The 4,315-nt window shown below is 64.6% G+C and carries 3 protein-coding genes; 2 read left to right on the top strand and 1 reads right to left on the bottom strand.

Annotation, left to right across the window (positions count from 1 at the left end):
- Positions 1–27: 27 nt before the first annotated feature.
- Positions 28–1,056: an IS110 family transposase gene (locus QZ213_RS25290; RefSeq protein ID WP_291688796.1), complete on the top strand. Its 1,029-nt coding sequence runs from the start codon at positions 28–30 to the stop codon at positions 1,054–1,056.
- Between the two features lie 605 nt (positions 1,057–1,661).
- Here the strand turns inward: QZ213_RS25290 and QZ213_RS25285 are convergent.
- A complete protein-coding gene (locus tag QZ213_RS25285; protein WP_291688795.1) occupies positions 1,662–3,920 on the bottom strand; it encodes a 1-deoxy-D-xylulose-5-phosphate synthase N-terminal domain-containing protein in 2,259 nt (752 codons plus the stop codon).
- Between the two features lie 242 nt (positions 3,921–4,162).
- Here QZ213_RS25285 and QZ213_RS25280 point away from each other — a divergent pair, with 242 nt between their 5' ends.
- A complete protein-coding gene (locus QZ213_RS25280; protein ID WP_291688794.1) occupies positions 4,163–4,309 on the top strand; it encodes a hypothetical protein in 147 nt (48 codons plus the stop codon).
- Positions 4,310–4,315 lie beyond the last annotated feature (6 nt).

The raw sequence follows: 4,315 nt of genomic DNA, 5'->3' as shown, positions 1-4,315 counted from the left end.
ACGAATCACATGAGGGGAACCGTCCAAATGCAAATTACCACGATCGGTTTGGATATCGCCAAGAACGTTTTTCAAATCCATGGCATCGACGCCAAGGAGAAGGTGGTTGTGAGGAAGCAACTGCGGCGCAGCCAGGTGATAGCTTTTTTCGCGGCTCTGCCGCCGTGCCTTGTAGGTATGGAGGCCTGCGCCACGGCGCATTATTGGGCGCGCGAGCTGAGAAAGCTCGGCCATGAGATGCGTCTGATGCCGGCAAAGGACGTGAAGGCCTACCTCAAGCGCAACAAGAACGATGCCGCCGATGCCGAGGCGATCTGCGAGGCGGTGCGGCGTCCGACCATGCGCTTCGTGCAGATCAAGTCGGCCGAACAGCAGGGTCAGTTGATGCAGCACCGCACCCGCGATGTGCTGATCCGTCAGCGCACCCAGATCATCAACGCCTTGCGGGCGCATCTGGCCGAGCTCGGCATTGTGGCGGCGCAGGGCGACGCCGGGGTCAGCGAATTGCGTGCGATCGTAGCCGACGATCGCGATGAACGCTTGCCGATCGATGCGCGGGCGAGCGTCATTGTGCTGGCGGCTCAGCTTGAGGCCCTGCAGACGCTGATCGGATCGATCGAGAAGCGGATCAAGATGCAGCATCGCTCGAACGAGGCGAGCCAGCGGGTTGAAACCATCCCGGGCATCGGCGTTCTTGGGGCGACCGCGATCGTGGCGACCGTGGCGGACCCGATGATCTTCCGGTCGGGACGTGATTTCGCGGCCTGGATCGGGCTGGTGCCGCGCCAGGATTCAACCGGGGGTAAACAGAAGCTCGGGCCGATCTCCAAGCAGGGCGACCGCTACTTGCGGCGGATTCTCGTCGTCGGGGCGATCGCGGTGCTGCGGCGTGCCCGGGAGAACCCTGGGAAATATCCCTGGCTCACGCAACTCCTGGCGCGGCGACCCTTCAAGGTCGTGGCGGTGGCGCTCGCCAACAAAATGGCGCGCACCGCCTGGGCATTGATGGCCCACGGCGGTACCTATCGGGCGCCTGAGCTTGCGGAAGCCGCGTAAAGGGGCTCGGCGAGGAAGAGAAGTAGGATATGTAAGCGCGTTCACGAACTGCAGGGGTGATGAAGACATTGATGCGAAACGGTCGAGACCGTCGATCGGAAAACCCGTGTTGGGTCACGCGAGGAAAGAACGCGTGCTTTTGTTTGGGACCGATCAGCGGATCACATCAGGGCCAGCGGCCAAACGGCTGCACTCAAAGGCCGAATACATGACCGCACCCGAACGCTTCGCTGATAGTCAGATTCCTCTTGCACCGCGGGCGCCGTCCATACATGACCCAACAGAGACATTGGCCGCATCCGAGCGACCTAGCCAAGTAATCGGCTGAGCCGATAAGATGCCGTCTCCGGAGCTAGGGGGAGGACCATCATGCCTGACAAGGTCTTGGATAGCGGAGCGACACTGAACGACAGCCCCGACGCGAGGCAGGCTCGCTAGGGTGGGTGTCGGCCGGTAACAAAAAGATGCAGAGTTGAAGAGTTCCGCTTCCAAGGGGGGCCACGACCGGTGGGCGCCAGCTCGAAGCGCAACGGTATACAAAGCGCCACCACCCTGTTGCCGTCTTTAGCTGGATCGGATTCTATGTCGGCGACGGAATCGAATGGTCATCGATCCATCTTGCGGAATTTTTCGCGGAGCCCATCGGGGTCGAAACCTGCCGCCCGGTAGATTTCCTTTGGGCTGCCCGAGCGCAGGAAGTCATCCATGCCGAAGCTCCGCTCGGCGTGGTCGGCCGGCAGAAGGAACGGATAGAGGAAGCCGCGCCAGCCGTTGTGCAGCGCCACCACGTGCGGCCGCTCGTCGGCTGACAGGATGGCGTCGGCCTTCTTCGGGTCGGTCTTGCGCAGCTCCTCGAACAGTTGCGGCGAGGTCACGGCGATGATCTTGACGTCGTGCCGCTCTTCCAGTTCGGGCAGGATCTCCAGCAGGTTGGCCATCACCTGGCCGCCGCACACGGCAAGCACCAGCTTCGGTTTGCCGCTGGCGCGGAACGGCTTCAACACATAGGCGCCATTGATCGCCTCACGGGCCGGCGGAATTCCGTTGCCGCGCTTGAGGACCGGCACGCCCGGCCGCACCACCGAGAACACCACCGGCTCGCCCAGCTCCGCCGCGTGAAACAGCATCTCGATCGCCTCGTTGGCGTCGAGCGGCTTCATCACCTTGATCCCTGGATAGGCGGTGAACAGCGACATCCAGAACAGTCCGTGGTGGGTCGGCCCGTCCTCGCCCGTCTCGGGCCCATCGTGCGCCGCCACCATGATGAAGAACGCCTTGGCGGCCGGGTTGACCGCGCTATTGATCAGCGTCATGCGCACCGGGTTGGCCATCATGGGGGTGAACACGCCATAGGTGGCGAACGCCGTCATCGGTCGATGGCCACCGGGCAGCGTGTCCTGGCTCATGGCGCACGACATCATCGCCATGTTCTGTTCGGCAATGCCGAAGCGAACGCCGCGGCCCAGCGGATTGTCCGGCCCGACGAGGCCCCAGACCTGCTCGGCCTTGCTGGTCAGCACCGACTTCGCCAGGTCGCCGGCGCCGACGTAGAAGAATGCGGTCTGCCGCATCGCCCAGGCGAACCACGCCTCGGTGGCGCGCCGAGTGGGAACCAGGCTGCCTTCCTCGAACACCAGTTCGGCCGGCAGTTGGGCCGGCCGGCGAAGCGCGCGGTAGTCTTTCAGCGTCCGGCCCGCCAGCGTCGCCGCCATGCGGGATTCGAGCGCCGGTTCGGCGGGGATCTTCGCTGCCGCAACGGCCAGTCGATCCGCCAGGTAATCGCTGTCCGCCCGGCTCAAGCCGTCCACCACCACCGCAAGATCCGCCGCGGCCTCGCCCTTGACGCCGGGAATGGCGAATCCCAGCGCCCGCATCGCCGCAACATAGTCGTCGTGGGCGAGCGGGGTGCCGTGTGAATCGCCGGTGCCTTCCAGCTTGCCGTAGCCCAAACCCTTAATAGTGTGGCAGACCACGACCGTCGGCCGCTCCGCCCCGAACCCCGCGACCGCCAGCCGATACGCATAGGCCAGTTCGCGGATGGCATGCCCGTCCGCTTCGATCACGTTCCAGCCGTGCGATAGCCAGTGGCTCAAGTACGGCGCCGGCATTGCTTCGAAGATCGACCCGTCGATGCCGAATGTGTTGTAGTCCAGCGTCACCACCAGGTTGCCCAGCCCCAGCCGGGCCGCCATGTTGCGCGCTTCGTAGCTCATCCCTTCTTCCGTCTCGGCATCGCCGGCAATGGCGAACGCCTTGGTCGGCAGCCCGCAGGAGCGGTGCAGCAGGGCAAAGCCAAGCGCCGCCGAGAAGCCGTGCCCGGACGAGCCGGTCGAGGTGTCGGCCAGCGCATAGGTCGACTCGACATGCCCGCTCGGCCCACCCCACTTGCGAAAGCGGGCCAGATCCTCGGGGTAAACCACCACCTCGGCGTCGGTGCCGGCCAGCTTGACACCCTTGCGGCGCAGGCTCTCGTAAACCACCGCCCCCAACGCGTGCGACAGCGGCGAACAGTGGCCAGCCGACCACACCACCCGGTCACGCCCGGCCCGCTTCGGCTGCCAGGCGTCGAAGGCCAGCGCTCCGCTGGCCAGCAAGGTCACCAACTGCTCGGTTTTCGACGATGAACCGCCCGGGTGCCCCGACTGCGCGCCGTCCACCGCCGCGAAAATCAGACCCCGAACCACCCGGCACAGTTCGGCGATCCGCTCTTCGTCGATGTCAGGCAGCGGCTCCAACGGCAGTCCGCGCAGGTCGAGATATGTCGCGCCCTCGGGCCGGTGTTGCAGGCGCTCGGGCGCGGCCGCGGCAAGCGACATCCGCGCCGCAGGGTCCAACAGATTGCAGGCAGTGGTAACGACCGACATAAACGTGCCTCCAAGGGGTCAATCGGCCCTGTTCCGGGTGGGGTGCTGCCCCGATCGAGTGGTTCGGTTGCAGTGGCCGAACGCCAACACGCACAGGCCAACTCTCTCGTGGGTTTTCGCCGCGGAGACGTTGATCTGTATCAACTGAACTCCGGGCACATGCGACGGACGAAGCGAGGCTGCGGCTTGTGAACGTCCACAATGACCCAATTCGTATATGGCGAGCACAAACGCATTGTGGAGTGGGCCGCGAAGAGCCGGCCCAGGCGATTACTGACATCGGTGCCGCCCTTCAGCAGGCGGCCGAGAACTCCGACACCGACGCGTCGCGCAAGTGGGTGGACGAATTATCCAGCTACCTGGATGGTGTCGAGAGCATTTCCAATTAGCCCGTC

Source organism: Bradyrhizobium sp. (assembly GCF_017881085.1).
Lineage (GTDB): Bacteria > Pseudomonadota > Alphaproteobacteria > Rhizobiales > Xanthobacteraceae > Bradyrhizobium.
The sequence above is the reverse complement of the archived record's forward strand: the minus strand, read 5'-3'. Positions and strand labels throughout refer to the sequence as shown.